This window comes from Parapedobacter indicus (genome assembly GCF_900113765.1).
GTDB lineage: Bacteria > Bacteroidota > Bacteroidia > Sphingobacteriales > Sphingobacteriaceae > Parapedobacter > Parapedobacter indicus.
The window spans coordinates 48055-66466 of sequence record NZ_FOQO01000011.1; the positions used below are offsets into that span (position 1 = coordinate 48055).

An 18412-nucleotide genomic window follows, 5' to 3' on the forward strand; every position below is an offset into this window, starting at 1 on the left:
ATGGCTTTCAATCTGGGTATTTTTTCCGCGTCCAGTTTAGGGAAGCGCTGATCAGCTTTCTCAGTATGTTTTCGTCAATATCTGCCAGTTTTTTTACATAAATGCAGGCCTTCCCGCTCTTGTGTTTGCCGAACTCACGAAGCATATCCTCCCTTCCGTCAAAATCATGTGCTAGGTAAAGCACCAGTTCCTTTTTGCGAGGAGAGAAGCCTATTAAGGGTGCATCTCCCTCTCGTCCACTATCATAATGGTAATGGTAACTTCCGAAACCAATGATACTGGCGCCCCACATACGAGGTTCAAAGCCAGTTTCGGTTTGCAGGATTTCCACGAGGCGCAAGCTATCTTTCCGCTTGGTTTCATCCATGACGGTGTCGATAAATTGGAGTACGCTATCGGTAGTTTCAACCGTTTTGTTTTTCGCTTGGGGCATTTGGTTATTTTTTAGGCTTATACTGATCATGTAATCCTACACCCTGCAGAATGAGTGGTTTGATTTTTTCAACCCTCGAAAATTTGGTGGTTTCCTGTTTCGCCCCGGTAATGTATTCGACGTACTCATTTTGTTTATAAGGAGGAAGGTTCTCAAAATGTTGCTTCAGGGCCTCGTTTTTTAACGCATCTTCCAATTGGGATGGAATGGGCAGTTTTCCTTTCGCTTCCGGTTTCCAGACTTTGCCCTGTTTTTCATTCGCTATTGCTTCATTGATATAAGCAATAATCAGTGACTCATTGATTTCTGTACCAGAGTTGAAACGCCATTGCCGCAACGACTTAGTCTTACCCTCCTGTGCATTGGTTAAGACATGGGCCTTATCATCCAGGAAAACACCCTTGTAGAACCAGAGTGTGAAATGGGATTTAAAGCCTGCTATCCCTACGACATTCCGCCTGTTATAAGTGAATACGGGTATTCCCCATTTAATCGTTTCTTCAAGCTCAGTTTTCCGAAGGATGGCGATCAATAGTGCCAGTTCTTCTTCCCAGCCGTTTGCCGCACCCATACTATTGATTTTCCAAGACAGTTTTCAATCCCTTCAGGCCTTCATCGAAATCATCTCCCATATCAAAAAATAGTCCCATAAGGTTAAAGGGATAAGGAGATTTACCTGAAATTCCCCACTTTACCACGGTTTGATTGGGCCCCTGTGCTTCGGTAATCAGGTAACAGGAAGCCGTCGATTCAAACGGAGTTTTGAATCGGAGTTCGGTATCGACCCGTTCATTTTCCTCGATATTGGTAATCTCCTGTTCTCCCTTGCCAATTTTTTCCCCATCCCAAGCATATACAAAGCCAACGGTACCATCTGTGCCACGTGTAGTCGTTTGGGCTCCTGGATCCATTTTATGCCACGTGTCGTAGTTTTTTTGATTGTTAAGGTGTTTAATGTAGTCAAACACTTCCTCTCGCGGTTTGTCGATGGTAATCTGGCGTTCGCTGGTAAACTCCCGCTTGACAAATAAGGCGGCAATCAATGGAATTGCAATGATAATGGCCAGGATGATTAAGATTCGCTTCAAGGTTTTCATCGTTTATAGGGGTTAATTCCTTGAACCAAATTACGGATTAATTCCAAATATGCAAAAAAAATCCCCACTCCTGATGGGGAGTGGGGAGTATAGTTGTTACGTTAAGACGATTACTTTTTGGCTTTTTTTGCGCTTTCTTCGTCTTCCAACTGTTCTTTCAATTGAGCAAGAACATCGAGATCTCCCAACGTAGATTTTTCAACAGAATCCTTCACTTTCCGTACCGCAGATGTAGCTGCTCTGGCCTCTTTCTTACGATTGTTGAATTCTTCCATACGTGCTTCAGCCCGTTGATCTTCCCAGATGCGGGAATGCGAGATCACCACACGCTTATTGTCCTTGTTGAATTCGATGATTTTGAAGTCAGCAGTCTCATCCAATTTCAATACGCTTCCATCTTCTTTAACGCTGTGTTTAGCAGGGCAGAACCCTTCAACACCATAGGGCAGCGATACAATGTTTCCTTTTTCGCCTACCTTGATAACCGTTCCTTGATGGATGGAATCCAGCGTGAAAATGGTTTCGAACGTATCCCATGGATTCTCTTCCAATTGCTTGTGACCCAAGCTCAGCTTCCGGTTTTCTTCGTCAAGCTCCAGAACAACCACTTCTAATTCCTCACCAACTTTGGTGAATTCATTGGGGTGATTGATTTTCTTAGACCAAGAGAGATCCGAGATGTGAACCAATCCATCGATACCTTCTTCCAACTCCACAAACACACCGAAGTTCGTCATGTTTTTCACTACGGCCTTTTGCTTGGAGCCAATTGGATAACGCTCGGCGATGTTTTTCCAAGGGTCGGGCGTCAATTGTTTGATGCCAAGGCTCATTTTGCGCTCGTCGCGATCCAATGTAAGGATTTGAGCTTCTATTTCGTCGCCCACCTTCAGGAATTCAGACGGGCTGCGCAAGTTTTGCGACCAAGACATTTCCGAAACGTGAATTAATCCCTCTACACCCGGAGTGATTTCGAGGAACGCTCCGTAATCGGCTACCGTTACGATCTTGCCTTTTACCTTTGAACCCACTTCCAATGCAGCATCCAATGATTCCCAAGGATGTTCGGTCAGTTGTTTCAAGCCGAGCGCAATCCGTTTTTTCTCGTCGTCGAAATCGAGTACAACGACGTTGACGGTTTGATCAAGCTGCAATACTTCTTTCGGGTGTTCGATACGACCCCACGAAATATCGGTGATGTGCAACAGACCGTCTACGCCACCCAAATCGATGAATACACCGAAATCGGTAATATTCTTGACGGTACCTTCCAATACCTGTCCTTTTTCGAGTTTGGAAACGATTTCGGTTTTTTGATTTTCCAAATCATCCTCGATAAGTACTTTATGCGAAACAACCACATTCTTGAATTCATGGTTGATTTTCACCACCTTGAATTCCATGGTTTTGCCTACATAAATGTCGTAGTCGCGGATTGGTTTTATATCAATTTGAGATCCCGGCAAGAAAGCTTCCACGCCTTTGATGTCCACAATAAGACCACCTTTGGTACGGCTTTTTACAAAGCCATCGATGATCGTATCATTTTCAAGCGCTTCATTAATTTCTTCCCAAGATTTTTGCGTCTTGGCACGTTTGCGCGAAAGTACCAACTGACCGTTGGCATCTTCCTGTGACTCAACGAATACGTCTACCACATCACCCACTTTTAAATCCGGGGTGTCGCGGAATTCAGAAAGGGATACCAAACCATCCGACTTGAACCCGATGTTGAGTACCACATCTTTGTTGTTGATGGATACCACGGTTCCCTGTACAATTTCACCCTTGTTGACCGAATTGAAAGTACCGGCGTAGAGGTCTTCCAGCTTAGCGCGCTCTTCGTCGCTATAGTTGCCAAAGCCCTTTTCATCCTTGTCCCAATCAAAATCATCGTCAGGAGTGCTCCAGGTGGTTGATTTGATTTCGTCCATGAACTTCGAATCGGCCTCCGATTCGATGTCTTCCTTCTCCTTCACCAAGGTATCCTCAGTGTCTTGAAGTTCAGCTTTTTTTGCTGCTAGTTCCTTTTCTGCTTCTTGTTTTTTTGCCATTAATTCATATTTCTCCTTTTTCCCGATTTTTATCGGGACTGCAAAGGTACGAAAACTTTTATTTATAGGGAGTTATTTGTTAAAAAAACATTTTTGGCATTAAGTTGGTATGATACCCTTGAATAACAAAACAAGGAGATAGTATGAAACGATTATCAATATACACAGGCATCGCGTTTATGGCGGTAGCATTGCTTCTGTCGGGATGTGTGAGCAATAAGAAATTCCGGTCACTGCAGGCAAGTTATGATGAAATGCGTACCAAGGAACAGGAGTTAAGCCGGAAATATCAAGATACCCAGCAACAACTTTCTGCTGCCAATACCCGCGTAACCAGTCTGGAAGATCAGATCGCATCCGAACGAGCCAATGTGAAATCGTTACAAGAAGCGCTCAACCAGTGTCTTACTTCATCCAATCAGGGTAATGTAAATATTTCGAAACTAGTAGACGAGATCAATGCTTCCAACCGGTACATCCAGCATTTAGTGAATACCAAGAATAAAAGCGATTCACTTAATATGGTGCTTACCAATCGGTTGACCCGCTCACTGAGTCGTGAGGAGATGCAAGATGTAGACGTACAGGTGCTAAAAGGGGTAGTCTACATTTCATTGTCGGATAACATGTTGTACAAATCGGGTAGTTATGAAATCTCTGAACGGGCGGGAGAAACGCTCAGTAAAATTGCAAAGATCATCATGGACTACCGGGATTATGACGTGCTGGTTGAAGGTAATACCGATAATGTGCCTATTTCGCAACCTAATATTCGCAATAACTGGGATTTAAGTGCATTGCGGGGCTCGTCGGTGGTCCAAGCATTGCAGGAAGAGTATGGGGTGGATCCCAAACGCCTTACTGCTGCGGGACGAGGCGAATACAATCCCATTGCAAGTAACGAAAGTGAAAGCGGCAAAACGCGTAACCGCCGAACCCAAATCATTATTACACCTAAACTTGATCAATTCATGGAGTTAATTGATAAGGCACCCGAAAACGGGTCGTCTACGGGTACAGCGGACGTATCGAGTGATACGACCACGGTATCACCTATTCGGCAATAGCGCGAAAGCAGATTGTTAATTTGCATAAAATCCTCGGCCAACCCGGCCGGGGATTTTGTATGCAGATTTGACGCAATCAAGAAAGTGCTTTTAGAATCGTTTTCACAATCTCCGCTTCTGTAAATGGCTTCTCAATAAATCCGTCAAAAGATGCTTCAACTTGGGCCTCTTCAGCATATTTCAGCGTAGAGATGTCTGCTGAAATAGCCACAACTTTAATGGATTTAAAGCGTTCATCCGTCTTTATTTTTTCAAGTAGTTGTATTCCGCTTATACCGGGCATATGGATGTCGGTGATGACCAGATCGAAAGGCCGCTCGTCCATCAGCACCAATGCATCTTCTCCATTATTGACAGTATATATATGTTCCAGACCTTTAAAAAACTGTTTCATCAACAGTATATTTATAGGGTTGTCATCCACTACCAGTAGGCGGAGATGTGGCGGCAGATCCGATAAAGTTGCTTTTCGGTGTTCATGTGTCTCCATCCGACTATCAGAAAAAGGAATCTCGGCAAAGAAAATGGAGCCTACTGTCGATTTGCTCTTTATTCCAATGTTGCCACCTATTTCCTCAATCATGATTTTCGATATATACAGCCCTAAGCCGATGCCTCCAGCATTTGCATTGGTTGTGAAGTATTTGCGGAATACCTGATGTTGGTCTGGCTCGGTAATCCCGATGCCGGTATCTTCCACTTCCATATATAAGCGCTGGCCATCATTTGCCGTGGAGAGGGAAGCGCGAAATGTAATCTTACCTTTCTGCGTATATTTGATGGCATTACTCAGGAAATTGGAAGCCACTTGTTTCACCCTAAACTCGTTGTTTAACAAACTGAATCTAGGGTCTATGTCGATCGCTGTTTCCAGTTGTAGACCTTTCAGTTCAGCTTGGTTTTTGTGCAGTGTTACCAATTCCAGAAAGATTCGGTTTGGCGAAAAATACTCCATCGAGATATTGCCCTTGTTGGATGCCTCCAGTTTGCTGAGACTGAGAATGTCTGCAATGTTGTTGCTGACGATGTTGATGCTGTAGTATGCGGAATCAATGAGTTTCCTATCTATGTTATCCGATTTCGTACGGTTTTTTAATAAGTCAACCACGCCCAGCAATGAATTGAGCGGGGTGCGTATTTCGTGACTTATATTGGCAAGGACGCTGGTTTTTTCTTCAACGAGTTTTGCTGCGTAGTCTTTTTCCACGTGAAGCCTCCGTTCATAAGAAGTAGCATAGAGTTGATAATATACCAGGGCGGCAATCATGACCAGCATAAGCGCCAAGGCAAAAATCAGCTGCTTGCCGAACACGTCGATATTTTTTCGATAAAGTGAGAAATTATTTTCTTCCGCTTTACGTAGTGCATAGACATCAAGTGTTTTGATGATTTCCATGCTTTTTTTAAGTTCGTTCAATAAATCGAAGTTGGTCGTAACAAGCTCTCTTTCTTTGCCTCGAAGCTTTAAAAACGTACTTTGAAGCTTGTCAATGGTATTTATATAAGATTGCTCAATCCCCATCTGAACGGAGGAGAGGCTTTTTTTGAGTTCGGTTACCCGTTCCACGTCCAGCCGATTGTATTCGCGGGTAAGTACAATGGTGTCGTCTTTTGGATCAAAGATTCGTTTAAGTAAGCCCCGGCGTTTTCTGACGATGGTATCGGCAGTAATTTTTTTTGTTGTGTCTTTGAGAACATGATTAACTACAGATTCAATTTCAGGCGTATGAGGGGGGCTGAGGGAAATATTGCTGGTTAATAGGCCCAATGAATCACTGGTATGAATCACCAAATGATCTAACCGCATTTTAAGGGCGGCAAATTCCAGTGCAATTTTTTGTTGGTCTAATACTTTAAGTGCTGGATTGTTTTGTGGACTGTGGGCAAACGGAAATTTTAAGGAATCGACAAAGCTTTTAAGCAGATTGAGTTTATCAAGATATGCGTAATAACTGCTGTCGCTGAAATCCAACGTGTATAATCTGAACATGTTTTCAGCTTCACTATAGGTGGAAAACAGGTAATTTAAGTCTTCGGAACCGAGCTGTTGAGCTTTGTAAGCATCGGTCAGTCGTTTTTCAAGCGTACGGTATTGACCATATTGATACACGAAGATGGTTCCGATGAATAGGAATGAGATTACGAAACTGTACAGTAATATAATCCTTACTGTCGGCGTTTTTCTGGCTTTTTTTTTCATGGTTAAATGGCTGATGTGCCTTGATACCGTCATCAATGCCGTTACCTAGCACTTTTGAATAGGCAAAAGTATGGCAAAAAAATGTAATGGGGAAAATTAATTGAGATGCTTGGAACTCTTTGTTGTGAGTTTTTCCGGTTCCGCGTCGGATTTGAAGGTATTGAATTTACGTGGCCTTACAATCTTGATACTCTGTTTAGAAAGGGCGATACTGGCATTTAGTTCAAAACCCACCAACAAAATAAGCGAGTTAAGATATAGCCAAATCATAATTACAATCAACGTACCTATTGAACCGTACAGTTTGTTGTACGCATTAAAGTTATTAATGTAAAAGGCAAATCCAGAAAATGTTAAAATGGCCAATATAGTAGCTAGCATTGCTCCAGGACTAAATAGCTTCCATTTTCTTGACGAAGCCGGGCCAAACTTGTAGAGAATGCTGACCGTAAAGAAGTAGATGCCGAATAAAATAAGCCAGCGAGATGCGGTGATGATAAAACCCCAAAATGCCGCATTGATTTTGATGTTATCCTGCAAATATCGGATGACATAGCCCGCGGCCGTGAAAATAGTCATTCCAGCTGCCAGCGCAATGATAATCATCAATGTCAGGCCTATGGCAGCTAGACGTTGATGGCCCCAGCTGCGGCTTTCTATAATCAAGGAAGCTTTGTTGAAGGCGAGCATCAACGAGCTAACCCCATTGGTGGCAAAAAAGGTGGCTAATATAAAACCAATGGATAGTAAGCCACTATTTTGGTTTTTTACGATATCTTCCAGCGTTGACTCAACAGTAAGGAAGGCATTTTCAGGCATCACCACTTCCATAAAGTTGAGCAACTGCTCCTGAAAATTGTCAATGGGTATATAAGGGATCAGCGTGAAGAGGAAGATAATACCAGGAAAAATAGCCAACATAAAGTTGTAAGCCAAAGAAGATGCTTTGTTGAGAATAGACTCTCTTGCAATTTCCTGAAAGAAAAAGGTGGCCACCGTGTATAATGGCAGCGAACCGAACCCTGGGAGCACAACAACCTTAGTCCACTCAATGAATTGGAAATAAGGTTTAAATTTTAACAGTGTTCGATGTGCCCAGTTCATGGTTTATCAAAGTACCTTCGCAGCCGAGCCAGGAAATCCGCTGGAGCCTTGCACGGTTTGTTACGTTTCATGTCGATGAAGACCAATGTGGTACTACCTGTATTTAGTAATTCCCTGTTCTGATTAAACAATTCATAATCAAAACGGATTTTGACCGATGGTTTTTCCTTCAAAGATGCTTTCACTGATATTTCTTCATCATATTTTGCGGGTTTCAGAAATTTCGATTGTAATTCGATGACTGGAAGCATGATTCCGCTGTCTTCCAACGCTTTGTAGGAAAATCCCAGGCTACGGAACAACTCGACACGACCGACTTCATAAAACATCGCGTAATTACCATAGTAGACGTAGCCCATTTGATCGGTTTCGGCATATCGGACTCGTACTTTTGTTTCAAACGTATACATTTAGCGCTTGATGTTTCGTTCATTCAATGCCTGCTGGAATTTTCGGGCATTTATATTGTGTTCGGCTTGGGTCACCGCAAAATTATGATAACCTGAAAAATCGTCCTTGGCACACATATACAGATAATTATGCTTCTTATAATTTAATACTGCATCGATTGAAGAGATACTAGGCATCATAATCGGCCCCGGCGGCAGTCCGCGATACAGGTAGGTGTTGTAAGGTGAATCTGTTCGTAGATGTCGATAGAGCACGCGCCGGATCGTGAAATCATTGTTGGCGAAAATCACGGTCGGATCAGCTTGCAACAACATCCCTTTCTGTAACCTGTTGAGGTATAGTCCTGCGATTGCCGGCATTTCGTCCGTATGCAGTGCTTCTCCCTTTACAATGGAAGCCAATACACTCACCTGTTGCGGTGTTAAATTGAGGTTGGCTGCTTTTTCTTTCCGTTCGTCGTTCCAGAATTTTTGGTATTCCTCATGCATTCGTTTGGCAAATGCGTCGGTAGAGGTATTCCAGTAAAACTCATAGGTATTGGGGATGAACATGCTGAAGAAATTCTCGGTGTCAAACCCGTAGCTGACCGCCAGGCTGTCGTTGTTCAGTACATTGATGAACGCAATGGAATCCGGTTCAAGTTGGTTTGCCAATACTGCCGCAAGGTTTTCTTTGAGTCGCACATTTTCAAAACGGAGCTTCACCGGCTCCTGAAATCCGCCGCCCAGCATGTTGATCAACGTACGGTTGTTCATGCCAGGGGTCAACTTGTACCTTCCGGGCTTCACGCGTGCCGGGTACTCCATTTTGTTTGCTGCCCATCGGAAGGAGACTGTATCATTCACAGCATGCAGCTCGCCCATGCTTTGTATTACATCTTCAAAATCCCAGTGCGAGTAAATGTAGAGGTACTCAACATCGGTGGTCACGTTGGGGGAGAAGAAGCCTTTATAATACTTGTAGCCAATAATCCCTCCAATAGCCACGATCACTACGGTAATCGCCAATATAATTTTGAATAGCTTACCCTTTTTCGCTTTTTTCATAGATCTGTTTCGCTATTACGGTTGCAATACTTACTGATTTGCAAGTGCAATATTAATCGGGGAGCCGATACTCACAGCGGGATCTTCCGGTGTCGGTGTTTGAGAGATAACGGTTGCGCTGGCACTGTCGGCTATCAATCCCATATAATTAACAGTTCCCAACGTTAGCGAATTCCCTTGAAGCGCAAAACGGACCTGGTCCAACGTCAGTCCAACTAAATCAGGCACCTGTACTTCACTAGCGCCTTTACCATTCCCCAATACCAGATCTATGGTTGACCCTTTGGGTATGGGGCGTCCTGCATTGAGCCGTTCGCCACCGAATTTAACATCCAGCACCACATCACGGGCTATATCCGGAATGTATGTAGTATCACCCAATTTGAGGCCATAGCTGTTTAAAACGGCGCGAGCCTCTACAAAAGTTTTCTCTACCAGCTCGGGAAATGCCACTTCAGGAGCCATACGTGTAATGATGGTGAGGTAAAGTGTTCGATTTTTCTTTACCTTGGTATTCGGATCAGGGTCCTGTTCGATTACCAAACCGGGTTTTTCATCTACCTGATAAACGGAATCCAAATCGTATTCGAAACCGGAGGCTTCCAATTTTTTGATGGCCTCATCTATCAAAATCCCCCTGAGTTCCGGTACTTGGACCGATTCATTATGGCGCGTATATTGACGAAGACCGAAAACTATGGCCAGGAAAAAAACGGTCAATCCAATCAATGCTCCGATAAGATTTTTTCGGAAAGTTTCAGTTCTCAGATATTGGAAAAATTTTACCATGTTCATCTTGTCGTATTGGCGGATACATGCAATTCAGCTGTTGTTTAGCAATATTAGCGCCATAGTTTTATACCTCCGTAACTTACCGGAAGTTAAGGCAACAAACTTAGATAAACTTGCTTTGATATGCAAGTCTGCGGATATGGAAACACAATGCCTTTGGGTTAGAAAAGGCAACTACCAAAACTAACTATCACACTGAAATAAAATGGTGTAAAATTTGATTTCACTTTTAGTTTATTCGGTTAACCACCGAGTAAACTCCGAATGAACTCCGAATAAAACCCAATGAATATCAAAGTTAAAAAGTGACTTGGGGTCAGTGAGGGGAGCGAAAGTATAAAGAGAAGGGGTATTGCATTTGTACCGTCGGTTGTCTATGTTTGCCGAATCATGAAAACAAAAATAGCCCTGATAATCGGCGGGTATACGGCAGAGTCCGAAGTTTCCTTTAAGAGTGCAGAATTCGTTTACGGACAATTGGATCAATCCAAATACGACATCTATAAAATCACCATTACTACCGATAGTTGGTTTCATGTCGGCGGGAATGGCATCAAGTACGTCATTGACCGCGATCATTTTACCTTACCTATGGATGAGCAGGTTATCCATTTCGATCTGGCCTTCATCATGGTGCACGGTTCACCGGGTGAGGACGGACGTCTTCAGGGGTATTTCGATATGGTGGGGTTGCCCTATACAACCTGTGATGCCCTTACCTCGGCATTGACCATGAACAAGGCGTATACCAAGGCTGTATTGGCAGGGATTCCTGAACTTTATCTAGCTAAGTCCGTACAATTGTTTGATGCCGAACGTGCGGAAGCGGTCGATAAAATACACCGAGAACTGTCACTTCCGTATTTTGTCAAACCCAATGCCGGAGGAAGCAGCATCGGCATGACTAAGGTAAATGCCGAGCACGAATTGGCCGACGCCATAGAAAAGGCATTTAATGCAGAAAATACAGGTAAACAGGTGATCGTCGAAGAATTTGTAAAGGGTCGCGAGTTTTCAGTGGGTGTGTATCACCGGGCAGATGGAATCTTTGTATTGCCAGCAACAGAGGTGATTACCGAGCGTGAATTTTTCGACTTCGAAGCCAAATATGTACCGGGGTTAACTCAGGAAATAACGCCCGCGGATCTGACGTCCGAGCAGCGGGCACGCGTAGAGCGATTGGTGAAAGCAATTTACATCCGATTGAACTGCAAGGGGATGGTACGCATCGATTTCTTCTTAGAAGAGGGGACAGACCGTTTCTATTTTATTGAAATAAATACGGTGCCCGGACAGACTGCCCAAAGTTTCATCCCCCAACAAGTACGTGCCGCCGGTATGACGGAAACGGCCTTTTATGGTGAACTCATTGAACAAGCGCTCACTCCACCACTTCCACCCATTGGCCTGCGGTAAGGGCTTGTATCCGGTTGTCGTACATCGCTTCCGCGCTGACTGCAGGTAAAAAGTAACGCCCGATATACGCTGCATTGAGTAATACACGGTAAGTCAGCGATTCATTTTGCCGGATATTGAAATGGGTGAGTACACGATCATCACGGATATCCTGATACGTAGCCGGTGATGAGCGAATGCCTGATTCACTGTCATTGAGTCGGGTATTGATGATTTCCCAACCCGAAGGGAATAGTTGGGCAAGTGCCATGTGCTCGTATGTACCCATGCTTCCGGTGTTCTTGAGTGTAACCTCCGCAACAAAATCAGTGCCCTGTGTCAACGTTTCCGGATTGATCTCTTCCCCTTCTCGATCCGTGTACCGCACATTCATGGTCAACAACTCAGGGTTATTCTTGAGGGGGGGATTTTCTCCTGCGGGTAATTGCCCTTCACGTACGATACGTACATACAACTTGTTGTTACCCGGGTTTTGCACACGTATCTGATTCTTTTTGTTATTGAAGTCAATCGGAATCCGATGTAAATACGTATTCGCGGAAATGGAGTTTGACTGACCATTGAGCGTATAGGTAAAGTTATTCTTGCCGGCACCCTGGCGACCGAACTTACCGATGGCCAATAATGCATACGCTGTAGTCTGGGTACTGTACCAACTGTTATTATCCAATCCTGCGGCCACGCCAAGCAACACCTTTTCTGCTTCCTGCCGGCGCCCCATTAAATCCAGCGTTTCCAGGATCATGGCTCGGTCGCGCAGTGCCGATCCAAAGGTATATCCAGCATGTTCATAGGGTTTGCTTTCTGTTGGTCGATTTTTAACCAGCTGATTGGCAACAATACCTTGTCCGGCAAGCTGGTAGGCAGCAGCGAGCCGCCATGCGGCTTCATCCGAAAGATAAGGAAATTCTTTGAGGCGATTCATTGCCCCCAATTCGGGTGCCTTCGCCAGTGCAAGCAGGTAAAGCCGATAGGCCTGTACGAGATCCCCGCCCCGCCAGTTATACTGGTCGGGTGCCCAATTTTGTGCGGTATTCCGTTGATAACGCAACCACGCCTCCAGGAAGCCGGTTGGTAACGTGTATCCTTTCGCTTGCGCTTCCAGCAGGAAGTGCCCCGCATAGTTGGTACTCCACTCATTGGCTTCGGTGGCACCCGGCCAATAGCCAAGCCCCCCGTTGGCCAATTGGTAATTACGAAGCCGGTTGATACCTGCTTTGATGTTTCTGTCCGTAGCCGCCTTTTCCTGCTCTTTCAGGTCAACCAGCCGATCGAGCATGAGCTGCGGAAACACGCTGGATGTCACCTGTTCCACACAGCCATATGGATAGCGAATCAGGTAGTTCAGCCGTTTACTCAGGTTAATGGGCGGCAAGGAAGATATTTCCACCAGGGCGGTGTTGGCATTTCCAGGGCCTAACGGTACAATTTGCCCTTGCCATTCCGAATTGGCATTGATTTCTTCTTTGTCAACCGAAGTAATGAATGGATTGGGGTTCCGGATGTCGATTTCAACTTCATATACCGCTGTTTCATTCCCGCTTTTGGCAACGGCACGCAGTTTGCCCACGCCGGTATTGCTGCCGGTTTTCACGGCGGCATAAGCCATTTGCTCGCCCTGTTGTGCGAAAGACAATGTCTGTTTGCCGTTTTGTATAGATAAGCCACCCGAAGCGGTCACTTCGAGACTTACCTGTTTGATGTTATTTTCCATGGCAAAGACCGTGAGGGGGAGCTTGAATGTTTCGCCGGGACCGATCACGCGGGGTAGGGTAGCCAACAGCATGAGTGGCTTTTTCACGGCAACCGCTTTCTCCGCAAAACCGTATGCACCATCCTGGCCGGCCACCACCATGGCACGCACCGACCCGATGTACTGAGGCAGGGTGAAGTCATGCTTGTTTTTACCACCTTTGCGGAGCGTGAAGGGACCAAGGAATTTGACTACAGGTTGAAAGCGATTAGCTTTGGCCGGGTTTACATTCCGGTCGATCTCCCCATCGCCACCAATGCTTAAAATACGCTCGAGGTCGCCTCCCCAGGCACCGAGTACCTGATCAAACAGGTCCCAGGATTTAACACCCAGTGCTTCGCGTGCATAGAAACTGGCGTGTGGATCGGGCGTTTTGAACCGTGTAAGATCAAGCAGCCCCTCGTCTACGATGGCGATGGTGTACGTCATCGCCTTGCCATTTGATTCGGATACGGTAATGCTCGATTTGGTCTCCGGACGCAAGGCTTCGGCCATAGTGATCTGAGGCGTTAAGATGGTTTTCGGATTTTCGACCAATAGTGGGATCACACCATACATCCGGATGGGAAGGTCATTGGCTGTCTGCTCGTGGGGTTGTAACAGGGTAACGTTTACGAATACGTTGGGTGCCATTTCTTCCGTCACCTTAAATTTGTAAACCGTTTGCCCCTGTTGGGTTTCGATCCACCAGCTTTGCAGCACCCGGCTGCCGTTTTCGATGCTGATGAGGCCGCGGCCATCCGCTGAAGAGGGGATGGTCAACGTCACTTCCTCTCCCGCCTGGTAGGTTTCTTTATCGGAAGTGAACGACAGCATGGATGCCTCCGTCGGATTGTTTTGCTGCTCGCGTTGGGCCCATCCGGGCCAGTCAATATATAATGTCTTTCCAGTGGAGTGACCGCTTTCGAGGTCAACCACCCGTATCAGGTAGCGCCCCCAATCGGGGTAGTTTACCCGGATATTCCATTTGCCGCTGCCGTTGTTGAGGTTGATTGTTTCCTTTTTGAGCAATTGATTGTATTGATCCTGTGTGAAATTTCCAAGGTATTCGTCCTCTTGGTTCCACCACCATTGCCAGCGGATTTTGTAGAATTCTACCTGTACGCGGCGGGTTCCAGCAATTTTTTTTCCATTTGCATCTACATCCACAATGTCAACCGTGTGGTCCTGATCGGTCAGCAACATGCCCGAAAGACGGTCGCCCTGCGGGGTACGCAGCCCCACATAACTCGTATACGGGCTATAGGGCATGCTGATGTTGTCGATGCTGAAATTACCGCCCGGTTCAAAGACACGGGTGGTAAAACTGGCACGGAGCATACCCGGAGCGCCGTTGGTGCCCGTAATGTCAGCCGGAAAAGCCGCATTGCCCTGCTCGTTGAGCGTGCCGTCAAAGAGTATCTGGCTTTCGGAAGCAAAGCTACGGGTCGGATCGTCAAACGTATACGATTTGTAATCGTTGAACGCTGTCTTTATCGGTGTGACGACGGCTTCTACACGTGCGTTGAGGTGCTGTACATCTGCACCGAAGAGCCATTTGGCCGAGAGTGCCACCGGTGTATTGCTATCTTTGGTGAGCACCTTTCGATTCCCGAAGTCCAACGTTATCTTGAGCCGGTTGGGCATCACGGTTTCTATTTTCAGGGTCTTCTGAAATACCGCTCCTCCTACACTCACTTTTACCAGCCAGTTGCCCGTTGGGGCGGTGGTTTCCGTTTTGGTCTTGAATGTATAAAAACCGTTGGTATGCTTGGACTCAACCATGCGTTTGGCCAACTGGCCTTTGGGATTGAACAGTTCGAAAGTAACGGGATGACCGGTAGGAAGATTGGCCGATTGGTTCTCCATGATGAAGCCGACGTAAACCGAGTCGCCGGGACGCCAAACACCGCGCTCTCCATAAATAAACCCTTTAATGCCTTTCTGTACCACATCTCCTCCCACATCGAATCGGCTTAGGGGTAGGGTAGAGCCATCATCCAATTTGAGGTATCCGCGTTCATCGTTTTTGGAGGCAATGAGCATAAATGGCTTACGCGGCGCTTCAATGCGGGCAAACCCTTCGTTATCGGTCGTGCCCGTTTGGATAACCTGCTGTTGATAGTCAAGCAATTTCACTTCCACACCTTGCATCGGCTCGGTAGTAAGAATATCGGTGGCAATAACGGTTACGCTGTTGTCGTTGCCACGCTTCGCGATAAGCCCGATATTGGAAGCCAGCATATCACGGCTGGCCCACCGATCGGTCGTATAGTAGGCACTGTGGCAGGGATTGTCCCGTTCGTTCCAATCGTAGTCATAGGGATAGTAGTTGTTATACCGGGACCAGAATTCGTCGTCTTCGTCGATGTCGTCTGAATAATAATAGTTGTTTTGTTCTGCTTCGGCATCGGCGATTTCTTCGGTATCTGCATCCCCGCAGGGATAGACGGAATAGCTGTGCCGGAAGCCTATCAACACGCGGTAAATCGCACCCGGTTCGGTTTTTAATAGGTTGTCTATATCCAGCGAGAATCGGTTTTTCTTACGCAAGTTCACGCTTTTATCCGCGTCGAGTGCGATGGTTTTCTGGACCACGGGCTTGGCAACACGGCGCAGTTCATACTTGCTGTCATACGTGTTTTGGAAATATTGGGGCACATTATTTTCGTAGATTTTCACGATGGTTACGTCTACGGCCCGAAGGTTTACCGCTTCAAACGGCATGGTGAGCCTCCCGGATCCCGGCAGGATGGTGCCCTTTCCGGGAATGCTGACCGACGGCAACCGGTTTTCAAAACTCACATTGGCTGAATAGATCGATGTGATTTTCTTGCCGCTGACATTTTCGATTCCCTCATTTACTGCAATTGCATAGTCGCCCTCGAGCCGGTCGGGTGCATATACCTTTATTTCGCTGCCATCGATAGTGTATCGTGCATCGGTCACGCCGCTGATTCCGATGAGACCGTTGAGTTGCTGGGCTACGAGGATAGGGTCGGAAAACTGGACCAGCACAAATTGTTCAGGTTCGTGTACGGCCCGGATGTCCAGCACCTTAAACACGTCTTTGGCCGGTACTTCAATGTTTTTTTGATCGCTTTTTTCTGATTTTATGGGGGCGCCGTCCCATTTTAGCAATACGTTATACGCCTCCTTGGTCTTTTCGAGTGAATCAATCGTAAAAGAGGAAACACGTGTTTGCGCATTGTGTTGCCATTTGATGTTCAATCGCGCATCACCGGCTGCCGTTGCCTCCAGGATTTTTTCAATGTGCTCCGATGCTTCACTGTCAGCAAAAGAAAGGCTTCCTGTCAATTTCATTAGATCGGGTGAGGAACTGGTTTGAGACTTCAGTCCTTCCAATTCAATGCTATAGGCCGGATCGATGATTTTAAAGTCGAAGATGAAATGGCTAAGATCGTCAGGCACATCAACGACTTTTCCAAGGTCAAACGTTACCCGGTATTCTCTTGAGGGATCGAATTGCTTTTCGGGAATAAACTCAACCGTGCGTGCATCTATCCAGCGTGTTTTGCCTTTAACCGCTGGGTGGATGGTGAAAAGTTTCCGCGCATCTTCCGCATTGGTTTCCTGAAAGGTGCTTACTTGCGATGCAAGACGCAGGCGTATGGTACTCTCACGCGATATTACGCCTGTCGTGTAGCCTTCTACATACTTCGCAAAGGCCGCATTGCCGGCGTTGGTAGCTGCGGGCCCACGGCACTGCCAGGTCAATGTTACAACGACTGCTAAAACAATCCAAGAGAAGTTCATGCGAGGCATCAAATTGGCGTTGTTCATCTTACGTAGGAGTTTGTGAAAGCGAAAGTAACGAATTTTCGAGCCAATTTCCCCATTCGCAGTTGCTGAAAAGAAAAAATAGCTCAACGCACGTCTTCCCACCAATGCGCGAATACGCGAGCGGAATCATTAAGGAATACGGGTTCTCCTATTTTCGGTGTCCAAAGCGGTAATCCCGGATCTTTGTTTGCTTCGGTAATTCGGACCAATGGATCGTCCCACGCATGCATCGCCAATGAAAATTTAGCGTTGTGCACCGGAAGAATCGACTGCGCGTTTAAATCCTGCGCTGCTTGCAGTACTTGTTCGGGAAGCATATGGATATATATCCATGCAGGATTATATTGTCCATCTTCGAGAATGGCCAGGTCGAAAGGTCCATATTGCTGGCCGATGTCGGCAAAATGCTTGCCATATCCACTGTCTCCACCGATGAAAATTCTCCGCGATGGCGTATTCAGAACGAACGACGTCCATAGCGTGCCATTTCGTTTGAAGCCACGTCCCGAAAAGTGTCTGGCGGGTGTAGCACGTATCGTAAATCCATCGGCCAAATTCGCCAGTTCGTGCCAGTCAAGCTCAATGATTTTTGAAGGTGGATAGCCCCAATATTCGAGATGGGCACCTACACCTAACGGACAGATGACCTGCTTCACCTGAGGCGCTATTTTCTTAACAGTGCGGTAGTCGAGGTGATCCCAATGGTCGTGGGTAATGAGGAGGAAATCGATGGCAGGTATATCTTCGACGTGGTAACCCGTCGTGCCCGGGAAGCTCTTGGTGGTAAACGACACGGGAGAAGCGTAGCCATTGAAGACGGGGTCGACCAGTAGGCGCTTGCCCGCTATCTGAATAAAATAGGACGAATGACCAAACCATATCAGCGCGTCCGTCTGAAGATCCAGGGCATGGATATCTGTTTGGACATGGGGAATGCTGTCAATGGGAACTTGTCTCGGCGTCTTGTCAAACAAAAAGCTCCATATGACAGAAAGCATGTTGACGCCTTCAGCCAAATCGGGTGTATTTTCCAGGTTTTGGAACCTTCCGTTTTTGTAGTTGGGAGAACTTTTGATCCGCTCCAACCTCGCACCGGTAGGTGCTTTGCCAAATTGTGGCTGTTGAAGGAAAATGATGGTGGCAACCGCCAAAACCGCACAGATAATAAGGACGTATAGAAGCATTCGCTTGATGATTTTCTTCATGCCATTCGAGCCGAAATCCAAACAAATTAATTACGCCGGATTTAATAATCC

At 46.1% G+C, this 18412-nt stretch carries 13 protein-coding genes; 2 read left to right on the forward strand and 11 right to left on the reverse strand.

Going from position 1 to position 18412, the window contains the following annotated elements:
• Positions 1 to 7: 7 nt before the first annotated feature.
• From BMZ56_RS20280 to rpsA, 4 genes are all read right to left on the reverse strand, one after another.
• On the reverse strand, positions 8 to 433 hold the full coding sequence (locus BMZ56_RS20280; RefSeq protein ID WP_090630040.1) for a DUF1801 domain-containing protein: 426 nt from the start codon (positions 431 to 433) through the stop codon (positions 8 to 10).
• Positions 434 to 437: 4 nt separating this feature from the next.
• On the reverse strand, positions 438 to 1004 hold the full coding sequence (locus BMZ56_RS20285; RefSeq protein WP_090630043.1) for a YdeI/OmpD-associated family protein: 567 nt from the start codon (positions 1002 to 1004) through the stop codon (positions 438 to 440).
• A gap of 1 nt (position 1005) precedes the next feature.
• The gene (locus tag BMZ56_RS20290) at positions 1006 to 1530 is read right to left on the reverse strand and encodes an SRPBCC family protein (protein WP_090630045.1); all 525 of its coding nucleotides are present in this window, start codon (positions 1528 to 1530) and stop codon (positions 1006 to 1008) included.
• 110 nt (positions 1531 to 1640) lie between these two features.
• A complete protein-coding gene (gene rpsA / locus BMZ56_RS20295; RefSeq protein WP_090630048.1) occupies positions 1641 to 3584 on the reverse strand; it encodes a 30S ribosomal protein S1 in 1944 nt (647 codons plus the stop codon).
• Positions 3585 to 3727: 143 nt separating this feature from the next.
• Between rpsA and BMZ56_RS20300 the strand changes: the two genes are divergently transcribed.
• Positions 3728 to 4651, forward strand: a complete 924-nt coding sequence (locus tag BMZ56_RS20300) for an OmpA/MotB family protein (RefSeq protein WP_090630051.1) — start codon at positions 3728 to 3730, stop codon at positions 4649 to 4651.
• A 76-nt stretch (positions 4652 to 4727) separates the two neighbouring features.
• Here the strand turns inward: BMZ56_RS20300 and BMZ56_RS20305 are convergent, their stop codons facing one another.
• From BMZ56_RS20305 to BMZ56_RS20325, 5 genes are all read right to left on the reverse strand, one after another.
• A complete protein-coding gene (locus tag BMZ56_RS20305) occupies positions 4728 to 6851 on the reverse strand; it encodes a response regulator (RefSeq protein WP_177195233.1) in 2124 nt (707 codons plus the stop codon).
• A 96-nt stretch (positions 6852 to 6947) separates the two neighbouring features.
• On the reverse strand, positions 6948 to 7955 hold the full coding sequence (locus BMZ56_RS20310) for a YihY/virulence factor BrkB family protein (protein ID WP_090630056.1): 1008 nt from the start codon (positions 7953 to 7955) through the stop codon (positions 6948 to 6950).
• Positions 7952 to 8365, reverse strand: coding sequence for an acyl-CoA thioesterase (locus BMZ56_RS20315; protein ID WP_090630059.1), 414 nt, complete (start codon positions 8363 to 8365; stop codon positions 7952 to 7954). Before BMZ56_RS20315 ends, BMZ56_RS20310 begins: the two co-directional genes overlap by 4 nt.
• Positions 8366 to 9412: an endolytic transglycosylase MltG gene (mltG, locus tag BMZ56_RS20320; RefSeq protein WP_090630062.1), complete on the reverse strand. Its 1047-nt coding sequence runs from the start codon at positions 9410 to 9412 to the stop codon at positions 8366 to 8368. It abuts the gene before it with no gap.
• 30 nt (positions 9413 to 9442) lie between these two features.
• Positions 9443 to 10207, reverse strand: coding sequence for a PASTA domain-containing protein (locus BMZ56_RS20325; RefSeq protein WP_245893337.1), 765 nt, complete (start codon positions 10205 to 10207; stop codon positions 9443 to 9445).
• 387 nt (positions 10208 to 10594) lie between these two features.
• Here BMZ56_RS20325 and BMZ56_RS20335 point away from each other — a divergent pair, with 387 nt between their 5' ends.
• Positions 10595 to 11620 carry a D-alanine--D-alanine ligase gene (locus tag BMZ56_RS20335; RefSeq protein ID WP_090630071.1) on the forward strand — a complete coding sequence of 342 codons (1026 nt, stop codon included), beginning with the start codon at positions 10595 to 10597 and terminating at the stop codon, positions 11618 to 11620.
• Here BMZ56_RS20335 and BMZ56_RS20340 read toward each other — a convergent pair.
• Complete coding sequence (locus BMZ56_RS20340; RefSeq protein WP_090630073.1) at positions 11586 to 17156, reverse strand: alpha-2-macroglobulin family protein; 5571 nt, start codon at positions 17154 to 17156, stop codon at positions 11586 to 11588. The genes BMZ56_RS20335 and BMZ56_RS20340 overlap by 35 nt on opposite strands.
• Before the next feature lie 83 nt (positions 17157 to 17239).
• Entirely contained in the window at positions 17240 to 18361 is a 1122-nt protein-coding gene (locus BMZ56_RS20345) for an MBL fold metallo-hydrolase (RefSeq protein WP_090630076.1), read from the reverse strand.
• Positions 18362 to 18412 lie beyond the last annotated feature (51 nt).